At 72.5% G+C, this 17,986-nt stretch carries 15 protein-coding genes and 2 pseudogenes; 5 read left to right on the top strand and 12 right to left on the bottom strand.

Translation table 11 applies throughout. The features are described from left to right. The first annotated feature begins 170 nt into the window (after positions 1–170). On the top strand, positions 171–1,331 hold the full coding sequence (locus tag ABZ454_RS12015) for a glycosyltransferase (RefSeq protein WP_359537476.1): 1,161 nt from the start codon (positions 171–173) through the stop codon (positions 1,329–1,331). A 1-nt stretch (position 1,332) separates the two neighbouring features. Here ABZ454_RS12015 and ABZ454_RS12010 read toward each other — a convergent pair whose 3' ends face one another. Genes ABZ454_RS12010 through gmd form a run of 5 tightly spaced genes read right to left on the bottom strand, consistent with a single transcriptional unit; the run spans position 1,333 to position 6,413 of the window. Next, positions 1,333–2,160 carry a glycosyltransferase family 2 protein gene (locus ABZ454_RS12010; RefSeq protein WP_359537474.1) on the bottom strand — a complete coding sequence of 276 codons (828 nt, stop codon included), beginning with the start codon at positions 2,158–2,160 and terminating at the stop codon, positions 1,333–1,335. Beyond that, positions 2,157–2,852 (bottom strand): hypothetical protein, encoded by a 696-nt coding sequence (locus tag ABZ454_RS12005; RefSeq protein WP_356323941.1) that lies wholly within the window; start codon positions 2,850–2,852, stop codon positions 2,157–2,159. The genes ABZ454_RS12010 and ABZ454_RS12005 overlap by 4 nt, the downstream gene beginning before the upstream one ends. Continuing rightward, positions 2,849–5,107 (bottom strand): LamG domain-containing protein, encoded by a 2,259-nt coding sequence (locus tag ABZ454_RS12000; protein WP_359537473.1) that lies wholly within the window; start codon positions 5,105–5,107, stop codon positions 2,849–2,851. The genes ABZ454_RS12005 and ABZ454_RS12000 overlap by 4 nt, the downstream gene beginning before the upstream one ends. Further along, positions 5,104–5,403 carry a hypothetical protein gene (locus tag ABZ454_RS11995; RefSeq protein ID WP_359537472.1) on the bottom strand — a complete coding sequence of 100 codons (300 nt, stop codon included), beginning with the start codon at positions 5,401–5,403 and terminating at the stop codon, positions 5,104–5,106. Before ABZ454_RS11995 ends, ABZ454_RS12000 begins: the two co-directional genes overlap by 4 nt. Then, positions 5,400–6,413, bottom strand: coding sequence for a GDP-mannose 4,6-dehydratase (gene gmd / locus ABZ454_RS11990; protein WP_356323935.1), 1,014 nt, complete (start codon positions 6,411–6,413; stop codon positions 5,400–5,402). Before gmd ends, ABZ454_RS11995 begins: the two co-directional genes overlap by 4 nt. A 112-nt stretch (positions 6,414–6,525) precedes the next feature. Here gmd and ABZ454_RS11985 point away from each other — a divergent pair, with 112 nt between their 5' ends. Next, entirely contained in the window at positions 6,526–7,509 is a 984-nt protein-coding gene (locus ABZ454_RS11985) for a GDP-L-fucose synthase (RefSeq protein WP_359537471.1), read from the top strand. Between the two features lie 99 nt (positions 7,510–7,608). On the opposite strand, the gene ABZ454_RS11980 is transcribed toward ABZ454_RS11985, so the two are convergent. Then, a complete protein-coding gene (locus ABZ454_RS11980; protein WP_359537470.1) occupies positions 7,609–9,153 on the bottom strand; it encodes a sugar transferase in 1,545 nt (514 codons plus the stop codon). Between the two features lie 375 nt (positions 9,154–9,528). Between ABZ454_RS11980 and ABZ454_RS11975 the strand changes: the two genes are divergently transcribed. Beyond that, a complete protein-coding gene (locus ABZ454_RS11975; protein WP_359537469.1) occupies positions 9,529–10,788 on the top strand; it encodes an FAD-binding protein in 1,260 nt (419 codons plus the stop codon). 37 nt (positions 10,789–10,825) lie between these two features. Here ABZ454_RS11975 and ABZ454_RS11970 read toward each other — a convergent pair whose 3' ends face one another. Together ABZ454_RS11970 and ABZ454_RS11965 are read right to left on the bottom strand one after the other, a co-directional pair. Beyond that, entirely contained in the window at positions 10,826–11,821 is a 996-nt protein-coding gene (locus ABZ454_RS11970) for an MASE1 domain-containing protein (RefSeq protein ID WP_356323928.1), read from the bottom strand. A 64-nt stretch (positions 11,822–11,885) separates the two neighbouring features. Further along, positions 11,886–12,719, bottom strand: coding sequence for a PP2C family protein-serine/threonine phosphatase (locus ABZ454_RS11965; protein ID WP_356323927.1), 834 nt, complete (start codon positions 12,717–12,719; stop codon positions 11,886–11,888). Between the two features lie 273 nt (positions 12,720–12,992). On the opposite strand from ABZ454_RS11965, the gene ABZ454_RS11960 reads away from it, so the two are divergent. Next, complete coding sequence (locus tag ABZ454_RS11960) at positions 12,993–13,292, top strand: DUF1876 domain-containing protein (protein WP_359537468.1); 300 nt, start codon at positions 12,993–12,995, stop codon at positions 13,290–13,292. 77 nt (positions 13,293–13,369) lie between these two features. On the opposite strand, the pseudogene ABZ454_RS11955 reads toward ABZ454_RS11960, so the two are convergent. Together ABZ454_RS11955 and ABZ454_RS11950 are read right to left on the bottom strand one after the other, a co-directional pair. Further along, positions 13,370–14,065 (bottom strand): annotated as a pseudogene (locus tag ABZ454_RS11955) (pectate lyase); the annotation flags it as partial. A gap of 69 nt (positions 14,066–14,134) precedes the next feature. Next, positions 14,135–14,674, bottom strand: a pseudogene (locus tag ABZ454_RS11950) (RICIN domain-containing protein); the annotation flags it as partial. Positions 14,675–14,954: 280 nt separating this feature from the next. Here ABZ454_RS11950 and ABZ454_RS11945 point away from each other — a divergent pair. Continuing rightward, entirely contained in the window at positions 14,955–15,590 is a 636-nt protein-coding gene (locus ABZ454_RS11945; protein ID WP_356325332.1) for a DUF6629 family protein, read from the top strand. Between the two features lie 30 nt (positions 15,591–15,620). On the opposite strand, the gene ABZ454_RS11940 is transcribed toward ABZ454_RS11945, so the two are convergent. Beyond that, positions 15,621–17,321: an acyl-CoA dehydrogenase family protein gene (locus ABZ454_RS11940; protein ID WP_356325334.1), complete on the bottom strand. Its 1,701-nt coding sequence runs from the start codon at positions 17,319–17,321 to the stop codon at positions 15,621–15,623. Then, a complete protein-coding gene (locus tag ABZ454_RS11935) occupies positions 17,318–17,974 on the bottom strand; it encodes a TetR/AcrR family transcriptional regulator (RefSeq protein ID WP_356325336.1) in 657 nt (218 codons plus the stop codon). The genes ABZ454_RS11940 and ABZ454_RS11935 overlap by 4 nt, the downstream gene beginning before the upstream one ends. Between the last annotated feature and the right edge of the window lie 12 nt (positions 17,975–17,986).

The raw sequence follows: 17,986 nt of genomic DNA, 5'->3' as shown, positions 1-17,986 counted from the left end.
ACATGCTCAGCCGAAGGCCGCCTGCGTGCACCGCAGTTACCAGTCCGAGTGATCAAGTACGAGAGATCGTTCGGGCCCTGAGGTTAAAGATCAAGTTAGCCAATCAACCCACTTGGCGTGATGCGATGGCTAGTCTGTGGACAGCCGGCCGAGGTCGAGGGGAACCCCTGGTGAGAATCCTGCACATCGTCACGCTGCACACCCCGGACCACGCCTTCGGCGGTCCGACCCGGGTGGCCCTGAACCTCTCCAAGGTCCAGCGCGCCGGGGGTGACGACGCGCGGATCATGGCCCTGGGAGACGGCTTCGACGGTCCCCTGCCCGACGAGGTGGAAGGGGTGCCCGTCCCCCTCTTCCAGGCCCGCCACCTGCTGCCGGTGTTCGGGGTCAGCGGCATCACCTCGGGAGCCCTCCTGCGGACGGCGCGCCGCATGATGCGAGGCGCCGACCTCGTCCACGTGCACCTCATGCGCGACCTGGTGACGCTGCCCGCCGCGCTGCTCGCGCTCGCCACCCGCACCCCGCTCGTCGTCCAGACGCACGGCATGGTGGACCCCACCGAGAAGCGGGTGGCGCGGCTGACCGACCTGCTCGGGGTGCGGAAGGTCCTGCGTGGCGCGGACGCGGTGCTCCACCTGACCGAGGCCGAGCGGATCGACGTGAACGCCGTCGCGGCCCCCGTCGCGCTCACCCGCACCGTGCGCCTGGTCAACGGCGTACGCCCCCAGGAGTTCAAGCCGGCCCGCGACCCGGCCCGCCCGCCGACGGTCCTCTTCCTCGCCCGGATCCAGGAGCGCAAGCGGCCCCGCGACTTCGTGGCCGCGATGCCCGCGGTCCTGGCGAAACACCCGGACACGCGGTTCGTCCTGGCCGGGCCCGACACCGGCGCACTGCCCGGCACCCTGCGACTGGCCCGCGGCCTGGGCGTACGGGACGCGCTCGACCACGTCGGACCGCTGGGCCACGAAGAGGTGCTGGCCGCCGCACGGCAGGCCGACGTGTACGTCCTGCCGTCCATCGAGGAACCCCTGGGCGTCTCGGTCCTGGAGGCGATGTCCGTCGGCACTCCCGTGGTCATCACCCGCACCTGTGGTCTCGGCCCCGACGTGGCGCGGGCCGGAGCGGGCCGGGTGATCGACAGCCGGGCGGGTGAGGACCGGACCAACGCGCGGAAGATCGCGCAGGCCGTGCTGGAGCTGCTGGAGCCCGACACCAACGCGCGAGCGGGCCGGGCCGCCTGGGAGCTGGTCAACGGGCACTTCACCATCGACGTCGTGACCCGGACGCTCCGGCGGACCTACGAGGACGTGGTCCGCCGGAGACGCCCCTGACTCAGACCACCGGCCTCTCCCGTGACTTGAGGGCGATCTGCCACCGGTAGAAGCTCATCGCCAGTGCGAAGTCGAACCCCGCCCGCCCGTCCAGGAAGCCCCGCCGGTACACGTACATGTACGCGAAGGACACCAGCGGTTTGAACGGCGCCTTGTGGAACAGCTGCCCCTGCCGGGACTTGACCCGGCGCACCTGCTCCTTGACGTCCGGGTGGTGCTCCAGCCACGCCTCCCAGTCCGAGTAGCGGTTGTGCCGTTCGAACCAGGCGGTCACCGGGTCGAGGTCCTGGTGCTCGATCGGATGGCGCAGCGATCCCACACTCTCCGCGACCGGCTGGTAGTGCCCCTCCACCTCGCCGATGCCGGGCGCGTCGAGATCTCCCACCTCCGGATAGCGACTGCGGGTCCGGTCGGTCAGCGATCGCTTGCGAATGGTGTACCCGTGCCGCAGCCGCTTCCCCGAGAACCAGTACCCCAGAGGGATGTCGTACGCCGCCGGCCTGGGCGCGTCCGGATCGGCGAACGTCTGCCGCAGTTCGGCCAGCAGGCCGGGGCTCAGCCGTTCGTCGCCGTCGAGCAGCAGGATCCAGTCCAGGTCCGTGCGGACGTGGTCCAGGCACCACTGCTTCTTCCGGGGGTGCCCGCCGTCCCAGGTGTACATGACGACCTCCGCGCCGCACTCCGCGGCGATCTTCGCCGTGTCGTCGGTGCTGTGCGAGTCGACGACGACGACCGCCTCGAAGTGGCCGAGGACCGACTTCACCGCCTCGGCGATGTTGAGCCCCTCGTTCCTGGTGGGGATCGCCACGGCTATCGGCAGCTTGCTCATCCGTCGTCTCCCTCGGGCAGCCAGGCGTAGCAGCCCGTGGAGGTGAAGGAGCGGGCCCCCTCGGGGATGGTGATCGCGGTCCGCTTCCCGTCGGCGGAGGAGCCCGAGGCCAGGACCTTGCCGTTCGACCCGGTGATCTGCCAGCCGCAGTTCCTGGTGGGCGTGACGTCGCGGTAGCGCCCCGGGCGCAGCCGCTCGCCCTCGTGCGTGCCGTCGGCGTACCCGGCGGACGCCCGCTCGACCAGATCCCGGTGCTGGACGCACAGGTGCGCGACGGCCGGCCCGGCGCCGGCGATCTCGCCCGTGACGATGCCACCGGCGGCCGTGTCCCGGTCCACCTTCACGAGGTAGGTCAGCCGGTCGCAGGTCTCCTGTCCGGTCTGGAGCACGGCCGCGGGGTCCGTGCCCTCGGGGACCCGGTCGACGAGGTACTCCTTCTGCTGCTTGGTGAACGAGCCGGTGGCCGGGGTGAGTTCGTCGCTCGGGATCTTCGGCGGCGTAAGGGAAGGCGAGCTTCGCGGACCGGGGAAGGAGGAACCCCCCGGCCCGGGCCCCGGTCCCGCCACCGGCCCTGACGCGGCGGCCGCGTGGGCGCCGGCCGTCTTCTCCCCGCCCGCGTCGGGCGACGATCCGCAGGCGGCCAGCGCCGCCGCCATGACGACGACGGCGCCGGCCAGGAACGGATACCTCATCCACTCGTCCTCAGCGCGTAGTGGGCGGCGACCTGCGCGCTGCTCAGCGCGACCGGGTAGACCGCCGTCTCGTCGACCTGCCCGGCGAAGAAGTTGCTCGTCGGCCGGTTCGGCCAGCCGGCCAGGTTGTCGCCGCCGACCCGCCAGTAGCCCCAGTAGCTCTGGCTGCCGGTGTACAGCGGGTCGGCGGCGCGGAGCTGGCCGTCGACGTACAGGGCCATGCCGCCGGAGCCCTGGGTGGCGACCACATGGTGCCAGGCGCCGTCGTTGTACGCGGCGGGGGTGGCCACCGTCCGGTTGCCACCGCTGTTGACCCCGAACATCAGCCGCCCGTCGTTGCGCATGTACACGTGCTTGTCGTACTGGCGGCTGTCCTGCATGGTCAGACTGCCGAAGCCGATGATCTTCCCTCCCTTGGCCGTCGTCGTCCTGATCCAGGTCTCCACCGAGAACGTGGCGGGCTGGGCGTGCCGCCTGTTGCTGTAGGCGTACTCGTCCGTGCCGTTGAACCCGATGGCGGTCGAAGCGCCCGAGATCGCGGCCGGAGTCTGCCGGTAGGAGGGTGCGTTGCGCAGGAAGCCGTTGTCCAGACCCCCCGAGGCGTCGGCCGCGAACGTCGAGGTGGCCTCGTCGTAGCGCCAGTACAGCGAAGCGCCGTCGGCGATCACCCTGGCGGGGTACGCCTGCGCCGCGGACGCCACGACCGCCGTCACCGCGGGCGACTTGGCGCTGGTGTTGGTGCCGTCACTCGCGCTGATCCGGTAGGTGTGTGTCTCGCCGGGCGCCACGTTCCGGTCCGTCCAGGTCAGTTGGGGGCGGTCCCAGAACAGCGAGGTGCCCGTGACGGTGTGGACGGGCGTGCTGGCACCGTCCTTGTAGACGCGGTACGTCAGCGCACCGTCGTCCGTGTCGAAGCTGGTCTGCCAGTTCACGTCCACCTCGCCCGCGCGGACCGTGGAGACGCCGGCGTTGGGCACCCAGGGCGCCCCCGTGTCGGGGCCGTCGGCGAACCGGGTCAGGCCCTGCTGCGCGGCTCCGTTGACCGTTGTGAACTCGCCCCCCACCCACAGGTAGTGATGACCCCCCTTGTCCGTCTGCGCCATCACCCGGGGCCCGACCGGCTCCCCGATGCCGTCATCGGTGTCCGGGAACCACGCCAGCAGCTTCGGATCGTCGACCGCCTGGGCCAGCAGGTGCTTGCGCGACTGGTTGGGGAACTCGCCCATGGACGCGCAGTCGTGGGCGTGACTGCCGCTGTAGAGCACGCCGTTGTGCACCAGCAGTGCCTGCGTGGCGCCCAGGCACGTGTCGCGCCAGACCTGCGAGAAGGTGGCCAGGTCGAGGGCGATCCGGCCGTCGAAGACACCACTGCCGGTGCCCTCGCCGGCGGCGTAGAACTGTGTGGCGTCCGACGTCAGGTCCTGCACCGTGGAGGCGTCGGGAATGAAGCCCGGATAGCTCTTGGCCAGGGCGCCCGTGGTGGCGTCCACCACGGCCAGGGCGTGCGAGTCCGTCCCGTTGACGGTGAAGAAGTCACCGCCGATCACCACGTGCTGACCGTCGGGCGTGACCTCCACGGCGCGGCCCACCTCGTCCGTGTTCGCGGTGAACGGCTTGAGCTGGGCGCCGGTGGTCACGGCGGCGAACTTGTTCCGGGTCTGCCCCGCCACGCTGTTGAAGTCACCGCCGAGATACACCGTGTCATCGGTGACGGCGAGCGCCCGGACGGTCGCCGAGACGGCCACCTTGAAGTTCTGGCGCGGAGTGCACGTGGCCGTGTCGACGGCCGCGATGTTGCTGACCCCCACCCCGTTGACCGCCCCGAACTGACCGCCCGCGTACAGGGTGTCGCCGTCCGGGGACAGCGCGAGGGACCGTACGGTCGCCGTTCCGGAGGAGAGCGTGAACGACAGGCTGCAGCCGGTCGGCGCCCCGGTCGCGGCGTCGAACGCGGCGAAGTTCACCGCGGGCTGTTCCGACGTACCGGCCGCCGCGTCCGGCGGCCGCACGGTGGAGAAGGTGCCGCCCGCGTAGACCACCCCGTCGGCCGACGCGGCCATCGACCAGACGATGCCGTTGGTCTGCCAGGTGGACAGGTCGTCCGCGGTCAGGGAGACGGGCGGGGTGAGAGCCGCGGCCGGGGAGCCCCCGGCAGCGGCGGCGCTCAGGGTCCCGGCGAGCAGACAGAGCGCCGCGGCCGCCGCGCGTGCGCGGCCGCGTGCCCAGGGCCTTGGCCCCGTACTGTGGTTCATCATTCAGCTCCGAAGGTGAGGACGAGCCGCGGCCCGCAGGCCGCGCATGCGACCTCGCCCGGCCAGGTGCGGAGGCTGTGCGCCCCGCCGCTGGTGAGGGCGAGTGAGGAGGCGGAGCCCAGGGCCCCGGCCGGCGCGCTCGGCACCACCGCGGGGGCGGTGGGTGCGCCGGAGACGGTCCCCAGCACCGGCGTGGTGAGCGACGGCCGGGGGTCGTGCGCGACCACGGGAGCGGTCAGGACCCCGGCCGCACGGGCCGGGACGGCGGCGGACACACCCCTGCGGCCGGGGCCTCTCATCGGTCCACCCGCACGGCAGCGCCCGTGAGCTGGTCGGACAGCTGCCGGACGTCGGCGTCGACCATGATCCGGGCCAGCTCCCGCGTCTTCACGGCGGGCTTCCAGCCCAGCAGCTCCGCGGCCTTGGAAGCATCCCCGATCAGCGCGTCGACCTCACTGGGGCGCTCGTACTTCGCGTCGTGGCGGACGTACTCGCGCCAGTCGAGACCGGCGTGCTCGAAGGCGTACTCCAGGAACTGCCGGACGCTGGCGCCCTCTCCGGTCGCCACCACGTAGTCGTCGGGGGTGTCGCACTGGAGCATCCGCCACATCGCGTCGACGTACTCCGGCGCGTACCCCCAGTCGCGCACCGCGTCCAGATTCCCCAGGTGCAGACGCGTCTGGAGGCCCGCCTTGATCCGGGCCACCCCCCGGGTGATCTTCCGGGTCACGAAGGTCTCCCCGCGGCGCGGCGACTCATGGTTGAACAGGATCCCGTTGACCGCGAACATGCCGTACGCCTCGCGGTAGTTGACCGTCGCCCAGTACGAGTAGAGCTTGGCGACGCTGTACGGGCTGCGCGGGTGGAACGGGGTCCGCTCGTTCTGCGGCGGCGCACTGGCGCCGAACATCTCCGACGAGGACGCCTGGTACACACGCGTGTCGATACCGCTGGCCCGTACGGCCTCCAGGAGCCGGACCGTGCCGAGTCCGGTGACGTCACCGGTGTACAGCGGGGCGTCGAAGGAGACCCGGACGTGCGACTGCGCCCCGAGGTTGTAGACCTCGTCGGGCCGGATGTCGCGCAGCAGGTTCACCAGCGCCACCCCGTCGGCGAGATCGGCGTGGTGCAGCACGAACGAGCGGCCCTCCACCTCGGGGCCCTGGTAGATGTGGTCGATCCGCTCGGTGTTGAAGCTCGACGAGCGGCGTATGAGGCCGTGGACCGTGTATCCCTTCTGGAGCAGCAGCTCGGACAGGTACGAACCGTCCTGTCCGGTCACGCCGGTGATGAGCGCGGTCTTCGCCACGTCTCCCCTTTCTGCGGTCGCCTGGGCGGCCGTCGGACTTCGCAATGTGCGCGTTCGAGAGGTTCGTCATGAAACGGCGCCCCGGCCTGGAGGCGCTGGCACAATCCGAGCCATGACGACTGATCTCCCCGGCCCTCCCCAGGAATCCGTCCCGTCCCTGCTGCGCCCCGGCGCCCGTGTGTTCGTCGCGGGCCACCGCGGTCTGGTGGGCTCCGCGCTGGTGCGCCGCCTGGCCGCCGACGGCCACGAAGTGATCACGCGCGGGCGCGACCGCCTCGATCTGCGCGACGCCGAGCGGACCGGCGCCTTCCTGCGCGACGTGCGTCCCGACGCCGTCGTGCTGGCCGCCGCCAAGGTCGGCGGGATCATGGCCAACCGCACGTATCCCGTGCAGTTCCTGGAGGACAACCTGCGCATCCAGCTGAGCGTGACAGCGGGCGCGCACGCCGCCGGGACCGAGCGGCTGCTCTTCCTCGGCTCGTCCTGCATCTATCCCCGGCTGGCTCCGCAGCCCATACCGGAGACCGCGCTGCTCACCGGCCCGCTGGAGCCGACCAACGAGGCCTACGCCCTCGCGAAGATCGCCGGCATCGTGCAGATCCAGTCCTACCGCCACCAGTACGGCGCCTCGTACATCAGCGCCATGCCCACCAATCTCTACGGCCCGGGCGACAACTTCGACCTGGAGACCTCGCACGTCCTGCCCGCGCTGATCCGCCGCTTCCACGAGGCGCGGCGAAGCGGCGCCCCGGCGCTCACGCTCTGGGGCTCCGGCAGCCCCCGCCGTGAATTCCTGCACGTCGACGACCTGGCCGCGGCCTGCGTGCTGCTGCTGGAGCGGTACGACGGTGACGCGCCCGTCAACGTCGGTTCCGGGAAGGACCTCGAGATCCGCGAACTTGCCGCCCTCGTGGCAGAAGTGACGTCTTATCAGGGGCGCATCGACTGGGACACGGCCAAGCCGGACGGCGCCCCGCGCAAACTGCTGGAGGTGTCCCGGCTCTCCTCCCTGGGGTTCGAGCCGCGGATCTCCCTGCGCGACGGAATCGCGCGGACCTACGCGTGGTGGCTGGAACAGCAGGGCGCACAGGTCTGACCGGTTCCCGGGGCCGGGCCCTTCGGCCGGGCGGACGGCCGCGGCCGCGCGACCGCCCATCCGGACCGCTCTTCCTGACGCCATCCGCCCTGCCCGCACTCAGTACGCCCCGCGGCCGTCGGTGACGGCGCGCAGCGTACGGGCCATGAGTCCCACGTCCGTGGCCACCGACCAGTTGTCGACGTACCACAGGTCCAGCGAGACGGTCTCCTGCCAGGAGAGGTCGGAGCGCCCGCTGACCTGCCAGAGCCCGGTCAGCCCCGGCCGTACCATGAGCCGCCGCAGCTCCCGTGCGTCGTAGCGGGACACCTCGTCCGGTAACGGCGGCCGCGGACCTACCAGGGACATGTCACCTCGCAGCACGTTGAAGAGCTGGGGCAGCTCGTCGAGGGACGAGCGGCGCAGCAGCCTGCCGACGCGGGTCACCCGGGGGTCGCGGCGCATCTTGAACATCGGGCCGTCATGTTCGTTCGACGCCGTCAGTCGCTCCTTCTGCCGCTCGGCGTCCGCCACCATCGTGCGGAACTTCCACATGGTGAACGGCTGGTTGTGCTGCCCCTGGCGGATCTGCCGGTGGAGGACCGGACCGGCCGAGGTGAGCCGGACCGCGGCCGCGATCACCAGCAGCAGCGGGGCCAGCACGATCAGGCCCAGCGCGGCGCCGGTGCGGTCGACCGCGGCCTTGAGGGCCTGCTGCGGGCCGCGCCGCAGGGGCGGCACGATGTGCAGAAGGGTCAGCCCAGCGGCCGACGAGTGCCGGATGCGGCTTTCGGCGATCTCCGAGAGGTGGGACAGCACGGACAGGTCGAGCCCGCCGTCGTGCAGCCCCCAGGACAGCCGCCGTAATCGCTCCTCGGCGAGCTGCGGCCCCGGCACCACCAGTGCCAGGTCCGCGTCGTGCGCGAAGGCGGCGCCCAGCACCGTCGAGGCGTCGTCGTCGGCGGGCTCGGGCGCCAGCCGTCCGGGCACCGGGGCCTCGCAGGTCAGGCCCCCCGTCCCGACGGGCACGGCGGCCACCACGAGGTAGCCGTGATCCCGCCGGGAGCTGAGCAGCCGTACCGCCCGGTCCACCGCCGCGGCCTCGCCGACCACCAGCACGCGGCGGACGGCCCGGCGCCGTGCGGACCAGGGGAGCCGCCGCGCCCCGGAAGCCGTCGCCGTCGCCAGCAGGCCCGGAACCAGTGCCACGACGGCTGTCGCCGGGTCGATGGTGCTGTCGGCCACGGTCCAGAGCACCGCCAGCACCCCGATGAGCAGCAGCCAGTCCCCGGTGGCGTCCAGGGCCCCGGGCGGCCGGCCCGTGCCCCGCACCGCGTACCGGCCGCGCGCGGCCCGTACGCCGGACCACACCATCGCGGCGGCGGCCGCACCGGCCAGGGCCCTGGGCTGTACGTCGGCGCGCAGGACGAGCCAGGCGGGAATCACCAGGCCGACGAGGTCCACGCCGATGACGAGTGGCAGATGCCGGCCGGGTCCGGTCTTCGGCCCGGGCCGGGCGGAACGGTCGCGCTGTACGGTCGGGCCCTGCGGCAGGCGGTCGAACTCCTGGCCGCGAGGCCGCTTCGAAGCAGTTCGTGGACGAGGTGCCCCCGCGGGTCCCGCGGGCCCTGATATCTCGGATTCGGGTAGCTCGACATGCCCCATGAACCCCCCAGTCACAGTCGCATCTCCACAAACGGGGCGCATCCGCCGATCCTGTGGACTGACGGATGCGCCATCGCTCGGTGCACGATATCCACACACGTGCCATTTCGCTGGTGTTCCAGTGAAGTTCAGACAGGCGAAGGTGCCCGGAACTCGTCCCGATACGTGCCGGATCTCAGGTTTTGGGGGTGGCTGTCGGTAAGCGGGGCGTAGCGGAACGCCGATGATGTGCGGGTGGGTGTATGCGTCCGCCGACCGCCCTCCACCGCGGGCGGACTGCTCGTCCGCCCTGCTCGCCGGTCCTGTGCCCGCCCCGGTCTGGGAGAATGTGGTGCCGGGGGACAGCGCCCGGCACGAGCGAAAGAGGAACGCACGGTGACTCCCGCGGAGACGAACTGGGCCGGCAACATCACGTTCGGGGCGAGGCGGTTGTGCATACCGCGCACCGAGGCCGAACTGCGGGAGACGGTCGCCGCCTCCACCACGGTGCGGGCCCTGGGCACGCGCCACTCCTTCAACACGGTGGCCGACACCGACGGAGACCTCGTCTCGGTGGCCGGACTCCCGCGGGTGGTCGACATCGACCGGGAGGCTCGCACGGTCACGGTCAGTGCGGGCCTGCGCTTCGGGGAGTTCGCCGGTGAGCTGAACGAGAGCGGCTTCGCGCTGCACAATCTGGGGTCGCTGCCGCACATCTCGGTGGCCGGCGCCTGTGCGACCGGAACCCATGGCTCCGGCGTCGGGAACCGCTCCCTCGCGGGGGCCGTCCGGGCCCTGGACATGGTGACGGCGGACGGCGGGACGGTCACCCTGCGGCGCGGCGACGCGGACTTCCCGGGCGCGGTGGTCTCCATGGGAGCCCTGGGCGTGGTGACGCGGCTGACGCTGGACCTGGTGCCCGCCTTCGACGTTCAGCAGTGGGTCTACGAGGACCTGCCCGAGGCCGCGCTGACCGAGGGGTTCGACGAGGTGATGTCGGCCGCGTACAGCGTCAGCGTCTTCACCGACTGGCGGCCGGGGCCGGTGGGCCAGGTGTGGCTCAAGGAGCGGGTGGGGGACGAGGGGCCACGGCAGGCGCCGGCCGAGTGGCGGGGCGCCGGACTCGCCGACGGCCCGCGCCACCCCATCCCCGGAGTGCCGGCCGGGAACTGCACACGGCAGGAGGGGGTCCCCGGAGCCTGGCACCGGCGGCTGCCTCACTTCCGGCTGGAGTTCACCCCCAGCAACGGCGACGAACTCCAGTCCGAGTACTTCGTGGCACGGAAGGACGCGGCGGCCGCGTACGAGGCCGTGGGCCGGCTCCGGGACCGGATCGCCCCGCTGCTGCAGATCTCCGAGATCCGCACCGTGGCCGCCGACGACCTGTGGCTGAGCCCCGCGTCGGGCCGCGACTCGGTCGCCTTCCACTTCACCTGGGTCCCCGACGGCGCGGCCGTCGCGCCGGTGCTCGCGGAGATCGAGGAGGCGCTGGCGCCCTTCGGCGCGCGCCCGCACTGGGGCAAGGTCTTCGGTACGGACCCGGGCGTCCTGCGCACGCTGTACGGGCGGTACCAGGACTTCGAGAAGCTGATGGAGCGCTACGACCCGGCGGGCACCTTCCGTAACGACTTCCTGGACCGGCACTTCCCGCGGTGACCCGGCAGGACGCGGGCCCGGTCCTGGCCGGGGAGGCTCAGCGGCTCTCGTGATCCTCCCCGGGCCGGGACGGCCAGGCGGCCGTCGATCTGCCCGGGGCGAGCTGGTCCACCAGGTCGGACAGTTCCTCACAGGCACGCTCGATGCTGCGGCGGACGTTCTGCTGTTCGGCGACGAGGGCGGCCAGCAGGAGCGAGGTCAGCGCGACGGCCCCGTTCAGGACCGTCAGGTTGACCATCACCTCGACCATGGTGTGGGCGGTGAAGGGACCCACCCGGTCCGTTCCCGCGACGATCGCCAGGACGGAGATGAGCAGCGCGCAGGGCGCGCTTCCCGCGAGCTGGAAGCGCAGCGCCGCCCAGATGAGGATCGGGAACACCAGATAGAGCATCGACAGCGAGCTGCGGGTGGCGAGCAGCGTGCCGAGCACCGCGACGACCAGCAGCGCGCTCCCCTCCGCCCACCGGTCGGTGAGCCGCGGCCTGCGCAGCTTGCGCAGCACGAGCAGCAGCGGGGTGACCACGAGCACGCCCATCACGTCCCCGGCCCACCACGCCGCCCAGACCGACCAGAACCCGCTCGCGGGCAGTTTGCCGTCGGCCATCAGCACGGCGGTCCCCGTGGTCGCGCTGACGACCATGCCGGCCATCGCGCCCAGGAAGACCAGGGCGACGCCGTCACGCAGCCGGTCCAGCTCCGTACGGAATCCGACGCGGCGCAGCAGCAGGAACGCGGAGACGGGCGCGAGCGTGCTGCCCGCCACGACGAGGGCGGTGGACGCCGTCACCGAGCCGGTGAGGTTGGTGATGACGAGGAGGGAACCGAGCGCGATCCCGGGCCAGACGCGAAGCCCCCGGTACAGCAGGGCGCTCAGCGCGATTCCGGTCGGCGGCCACAGGGGGCTGACCACCGCCCCGTGCACGGTGACCTCCCGGAGCAGTCCCAGGTCCGCGGCCGCGTAGTACGCACCTGCGACGACCAGGACGCGCAGTGACGCCACGGCCGCGCGTCGGTTCTTCTCGCTGCGGATCACGGTTCACATCAGACACCGGCCGCGACACGAGGCGGCCGCGTGACACGCGCCGGTCCCCGCCGCCTCATCGGGGAACGACGGGAAAGGCCTCGTGGCGCAGGACGAGTACGGCGGCGTCGTCCTCGTGCCCGGTCCGTTCCGCGGTCCCCAGGATCGCGTCCGCCAGTTCCTCCGCGTCGTCGCCGACGCGTGAGCGCACCATCCGCACCACGGCGTCGAGCCCCTCGTCGATGGGGTACGACGGCCCCTCGACGACGCCGTCGGTGAGCAGGACGAAGGCTCCGTCGGCCGTGAGCCGCCGGGTGGTGACCGGGTACTCCTCACCGCTCTGGATCCCGAGCGGCAGACCGCCCTCGTCCTCGGCGATGCCCGACCGCCCGTCGGCCGTGGCCCACACCGACCCCACATGACCGGCACGGGCACTGCGGAGCTCGCCGGTCCGCGGATCGAGCCGGACGAAGGTGCAGGTGGCCAGGAGACCGGAGTCCACGGCCAGCAGCAGGTCGTTGGTGCGGCGCACCACCTCGCCCGGGTCGGTCGCCGTGGTCGCGAGCGCGCGCATCGCGATCCGTATCTGGCCCATGAAGGCCGCCGCCTCGACGTCGTGCCCCTGCACGTCCCCGATGGCGAAGGCCAGCGAACCGTCCGGCAGCCGGAACCCGTCGTACCAGTCGCCGCCGATGTCCAGGCCGCTGCGCGCCGGGGCGTACCGGGCGGCGGTCCGCAGACCGGGCAGGTCCGGCAGGGCGGGAGGCAGCATCTCACGCTGCAGTGCCTCGGCCAGCTCCACCCGCGCCTGGTGCAGCTCGACCTCCCGGCGCGCCCGTGAGGTGAGGTCCTGGAGGGTGGTGAGCAACTCCTCGGCGCTGGCCGGGCGGGGAGGACGACGCCGGTTCATGGGCCGCTCCGCAGGGCAGGTAGGGCCATCCGCGCCACAGGGTCCGTCGTGGCGGGTCGGTCCGGGAGGCCGACGCTGGTGACCCGGAGGGCGAGGGTCGCGGCCCGGCCGCTGCGGGCGTGGTCTTCGCATCGTAGGGCGGTCCGGGGATCCGCGCAGGCCGAGAGGGACCCGGCGGGCAGGAACGGGCGTGCCGGGCCGGTTGGGGGCATGCTGGGAGTGGACCCGTACGGCGGCGGCGCCTGCCTGCCGGTGCGGGCCGGGAGGTGCACGATGAATCGCACGGAGGAGTGGACGGTCCGGGTCGATCTGTCGGAGGACCACGGGACGACGAAGGCGGAGGCGGTGCTGGACACCGGTACGGCGAAACTCACCGGTCACGGGGTCGCCCGGTGCAGTCCCCAGGATCCGGACGTGCCCACCATCGGTGACGAACTGGCGGCGAGCCGCGCGATGCGCGATGTCGCGGGTCAGCTGATGAGTGTGGCCGACCGTGAGCTGGGTCAGGCCGGCGCGGGGCCCGGGGACGGGCCCGTACCGCCGCCGTACGCCTGGTCGGACGCGACGGCCTGAGTCCTGCCCGGCCCCGACGAGCCGCGGGCCCGCCCGCCCCGATGCCGGGGCGGGCGGGCCGGGCACGTCACCGGTGATCAGTCGACATAGGTGATGTCGGAGGTGGCGTACAGGCAGTTCGTGCTGTCCGGGCCGGTCCCCGTCTTGCTGGGCTCGCCGCTGGTCACACCCTTGTACTTGGTGCAGACGTCGATGTCACGGTCGCCGTCGCCGTAGATCGTCACGCCGGAGAGGCGGGCGGTGTCACCGTAGTTGGGATTGATCCCCACGAGACCGTCGCCGGGCGCGGTGACCCACACGTTCTGCACCTGCACGTGGCGGCCGTACTGGGTCGAGCAGTTGCCGCACGAGCGGTAGAGCTTGCCGAAGTCCTGGACCTGGAAGTTCTTGATGATCAGGGTGCCTCCGCCGTTGTGCTGGAACACCTTGTCGTCCGCCAGTTTCGCGCCGCCGCCGTCGACCGTGCGCACCAGCGAGGAGGATCCGCCGAGGAAGGTGGCGGCGTCCTCGCCCACGTCCTGCCACCACACGTTCTTCAGCGTGCAGGCGCCCAGGCAGTGCACACCGTCCGCGGCGGGGGATCCGAGGATGACGTTTTGCAGCGTGGCGCCGTCCGCCAGCTCGATCAGGGCCGGCTGGTCCTCGTCCTGGCCGTCGCTGCCCAGGTCGCCGCTCCCGTAGAAGCGCTTCAGGCCGCCGTCGTAGGTGCCGGAGACCTTCATCGTCGCGGTCACGGCCTGGCTGCTGGTGGGCGTCGGCCAGGCGGGCGGGGAACCGGGGTTCGTCGGCGGGTCGGTCGGCGGATCCGTGGGCGGGTCGGTCGGAGTCGACCCGGCCGCGGTGAACGTCCAGCGCTTGCTGGTCACCGAGTCGCAGGAGTTCTGCTGGACGAGGGCGCCGGCCGCGGTCGAACTGTCCTTCACGTTCAGGCACTTGCCGCCGTTGGCGTTGACGACCTGGTACGTGCTGCCGCTGACCTGGGCGAGCGTCCACACCTGACCGGATCCGCCGGTGCAGCTCTGCTGCTCCACGGCCTTGCCCGCGCTCGTCGACGCGCCTCGGACCCCGGCGCACTTGGCGCTGTGCGCGGCGGCCAGGGTGTAGCCGCTGCCGGAGGCCTTGAGCTGCCACGTCTGGTTCGCGGCGCCGCTGCAGGCACGCTGGGCGAGCTGGACGCCGTCGGAGGTCCCCGCGCCGGGGACCTCCAGACACAGTCCGCTGGCGGCGTTCGACAGGCTGTACGAGCCGGCTGCGGGGGCCGCCGTCGCGGAACCGGTGGCGAAGAGCGCGGTCAGCCCCGCGAGAACGAGCGCGGCGATCGCGACGAACGAGGCGGCTGCCCGGCCGCCCCTGCGTCTGGCATGCTGGTTTCTGGTACGCACTGGGTGTTCCTTTCACCGCCTGCGGAGTCCTCCGCAGGCACCAATGAGTGGTTTGGTGCGGTGGCAGGCAATCCCTCGGCCATCGGAACGATGTCCCGTGATGTTCCGCATGGTGAACCGAGTTCTTGTATGCGAACAGCGGTGACGGTACGTCAACGGCATGCACCGGTCAAGAAGTCGGAGTGTCCTCATCCGAACCCGCCGGGGCGGCCCGTAGCGTGAGCGGGGGAGCGACCGCGATGAGGACCGGCCGCCCCATGCGAGAACCCCGGGTGGCGCCATGTGCTGGAGTGCGAGCGCCGACCTCGTCGCGGGCACGGCGATCGCGGCCGTCGGCGCGCTCTGCGTCACCCGCACCCGCCGCCTCCGGGACCTCCCGCTCGCGGCGCTGCCGCTGCTGCTGGGCGCCCACCAGATCATCGAGTCCGTGGTCCGGCAGGCGGACGGCGGCGCCGGACCGGCCACCACGGCCTGGGCGGTCATCGCGCTGCCGGCCCTGGCGCTGTGGGTGCCGCTGGGCGTGCTCTGCGCCGCCCCGCCACAGGCCCGGCGCCGGCTCGCGGTGCCCCTCGCGGCGGGGGCCGTGACCTCGGCCGCCCTCGCGCACAGTCTGGCGACCCGGCCGGTGACGGCACAGATCCGTGGACACACCGTCGGGTACGTCCTCGGCCTTCCGCACCCCGGCCTGCTCGTGGCGGGCTATCTCCTGGCCACCGTCGGAGCCCTGCTCCTGTCCGGCGACCGGGTGCTGGTGCGGCTCGGCGTGCTGGTCGCGGGCGGGGCCGCGGTCTGTGCCGCACTGTGGCGCCTGGAGTTCGTCTCCACCTGGTGCGCGTTCGCCGCCGTCTGCTCGGTGGTCCTGCTCGCCCGGTCCACCGGGAGCCCGGGCCGGGCCGCCCGGCCCGGCGGACCGTGACGGCCGGGCGGGCCGGGCCCGGACAGCTGCCTAAGCCTCGCCGAAGTGCCGGGCCACGACCGCCGCCGCGTCGGTGCCCCGCGGCAGGATCCCGTACTGGTGGCCGCGGCCCTCACCGAGCCGGGCCTCGACGAAGGCTCCGGCCATCGCCGCCGGCGCGTGACGCAGCATCAGCGAGGACTGCAGCGCCAGCGCCATGCCCTCGACCGTGGCCCGCGCCCGGGTCTGCGCCGCGACGGGATCGCGCAGGTCCTCGGCCAGATCCCGCCGCACCCGGCCGATGTGCGCGTCCAGTACGGCGCTGGCCCCGGACGTGCCGTCCAGCTCGGCCCAGAACGCCTCAAGGGACTGCGGCGTCCGGGCGATCCCGCGCAGCACGTCGAGGGCGATGACATTGCCCGAGCCCTCCCACACGGCCATCACCGGCTGTTCCCGGTAGCGGCGTGCCAGCGGCCAGTCCTCCGTGTAGCCGTTGCCGCCCAGGCACTCCAGCGCCTCGTAGGCGTGGTGCGGGCCCCGCTTGCAGATCCAGTACTTCGACACCGCGGTGGCCAGCCGCCGGAACATCGCCTCCTGCTCGCCGCCGTCCGCCTCGTACGCGTGGGCCAGCCGCATCGACGTCCAGGTCGCGGCCTCCGTCTCCAGCGCGAGGTCCGCGAGGACCGCGGTCATCGCCGGCTGGTCGGCCAGCCGCGCGCCGAAGGCGCTGCGGTGGCGTGCGTGCCAGATCGCCTCGGACACGGACTGGCGCATGCCCGCCGTGGTGCCGAGCACGCAGTCCAGACGGGTGTGGTTGACCATCTCGATGATCGTGGGGACGCCCCGGCCGGGCTCGCCGACCCGCAGGGCCCAGGTGTCCTCGAACTCGACCTCACCGGAAGCGTTCGACTTGTTGCCGAGCTTGTTCTTCAGCCGCTGGATCCGGACGGTGTTGCGTGTCCCGTCGGGAAGCACCCGGGGGACCAGGAAGCAGGTGAGGCCCGCCTCCGCCTGCGCCAGGACCAGGAAGGCGTCCGACTGCGGGGCGGAGAAGAACCACTTGTGGCCGGTCAGCAGATGCGCCCGGCCCTGCGCGTCGGACGCCACCGCGACGGCCCGGGTGGTGTTGGCGCGGACGTCGGACCCGCCCTGCTTCTCCGTCATCCCCATGCCGAAGGTCAGACCGGACTTGCCGGCCGGGGCGACCGGCCGGGGGTCGTACGAGCGGCTCAGCAGGCCGGGCAGCCAGTCCCGGCCCACCTCGGGATCGCGCTGCAGCACCGGGACCACGGCGTGCGACATCGACATCGGACACGCGTGGCCGGGTTCGATCTGGGCGAAGAGCATGAAGGTCGCCGCCCGTGCGACGGCGGCGCCCGGCTTGGGATCGGCCCAGCCCGCCGTGTGCGCCCCGTGGCCCACGGCCGCGCCGATGACCTCGTGGTAGGCGGGGTGGAAGTCGATCTCGTCGATCCGGTTGCCGTACCGGTCATGGGTGCGCAGGACGGGCGCAGAGGTGTGGGCGAGTTCGGCGTCGCGCTGGAACTCCGGCGAGCCGACCAGCCGGCCGATCCCGTGCAGCTCCTGTCCGTGCCACCCGGCGCCGAACGCGGTGACGGCCTGGACGAGGGACGTGTTGGTGCCGTACTCGTCGAGGCCGGCACGGGGCGGCGCCTGGTTGGTGACCTCGTGCGTGCGGCGCGGGACCGCCGCACCGGTGTGCGGGCCGGCCTGGGGTGCGGTGGTGGTCATGACGGAGCTCCTGTCCGGGGTGCGGTGGGTTCGGCGCGCGGAGACGGCGGACCGGCCCCGACGGCCCGGAGGCACAGGGCCGTGATGCCGTCCACGACCGGGCCGGGGTCGGTGCGTTCGCCGACGGGGGAGAGCGGTCCGAGCAGCGCCTCACTGACCGCTCCGATGACGGCGGCGGCCGAGAGCCGCGGGTCCTGGCCGGGCAGTTCCCCCGTGGCCACACCCGCCGCGACGATCGACTCGGCCAGCCCGTGGTAGCCGCGCCGATACGTCAGCCGCTCCTGCTCGACGAGTGGATCGACCGGCTCGGCCAGCAGCGCCCATGCCGTGCGCGGAGTGCGCAGCGCGCGGTACGAGAACACCTCGACCAGTGCCCGCACCTGCTGCGCGGCCCCGCCCTCCGCCCGTACCGCCTCCCGCACCGCCTGAAGTTCGTGACCGGCGACATGACGGAAGACGGCGGCCAGCAGTACCTGCTTGGAGGCGAAGTGGTTGTAGACGCTGCCGGTGGCGACGCCCGCACGGTCGGCGAGCGCGGCGATGCTCGCCGCGGCGTAGCCACCCTCGGCCAGCAGCTCGCGTGCGGCGTCGAGCAGCCGCTCCCGGTGTGCGAGCCGGGTCGCCTCGGTGCGGGCGGTGGACCGGTAGGCCATGATGTTCTGAAC

Origin of the sequence: Streptomyces sp. NPDC005803, from assembly GCF_040630435.1 — a bacterium.
Lineage (GTDB): Bacteria > Actinomycetota > Actinomycetes > Streptomycetales > Streptomycetaceae > Streptomyces.
Note: the sequence above shows the minus strand (reverse complement) of the source record. Positions and strands in the feature narration are given on the sequence as shown.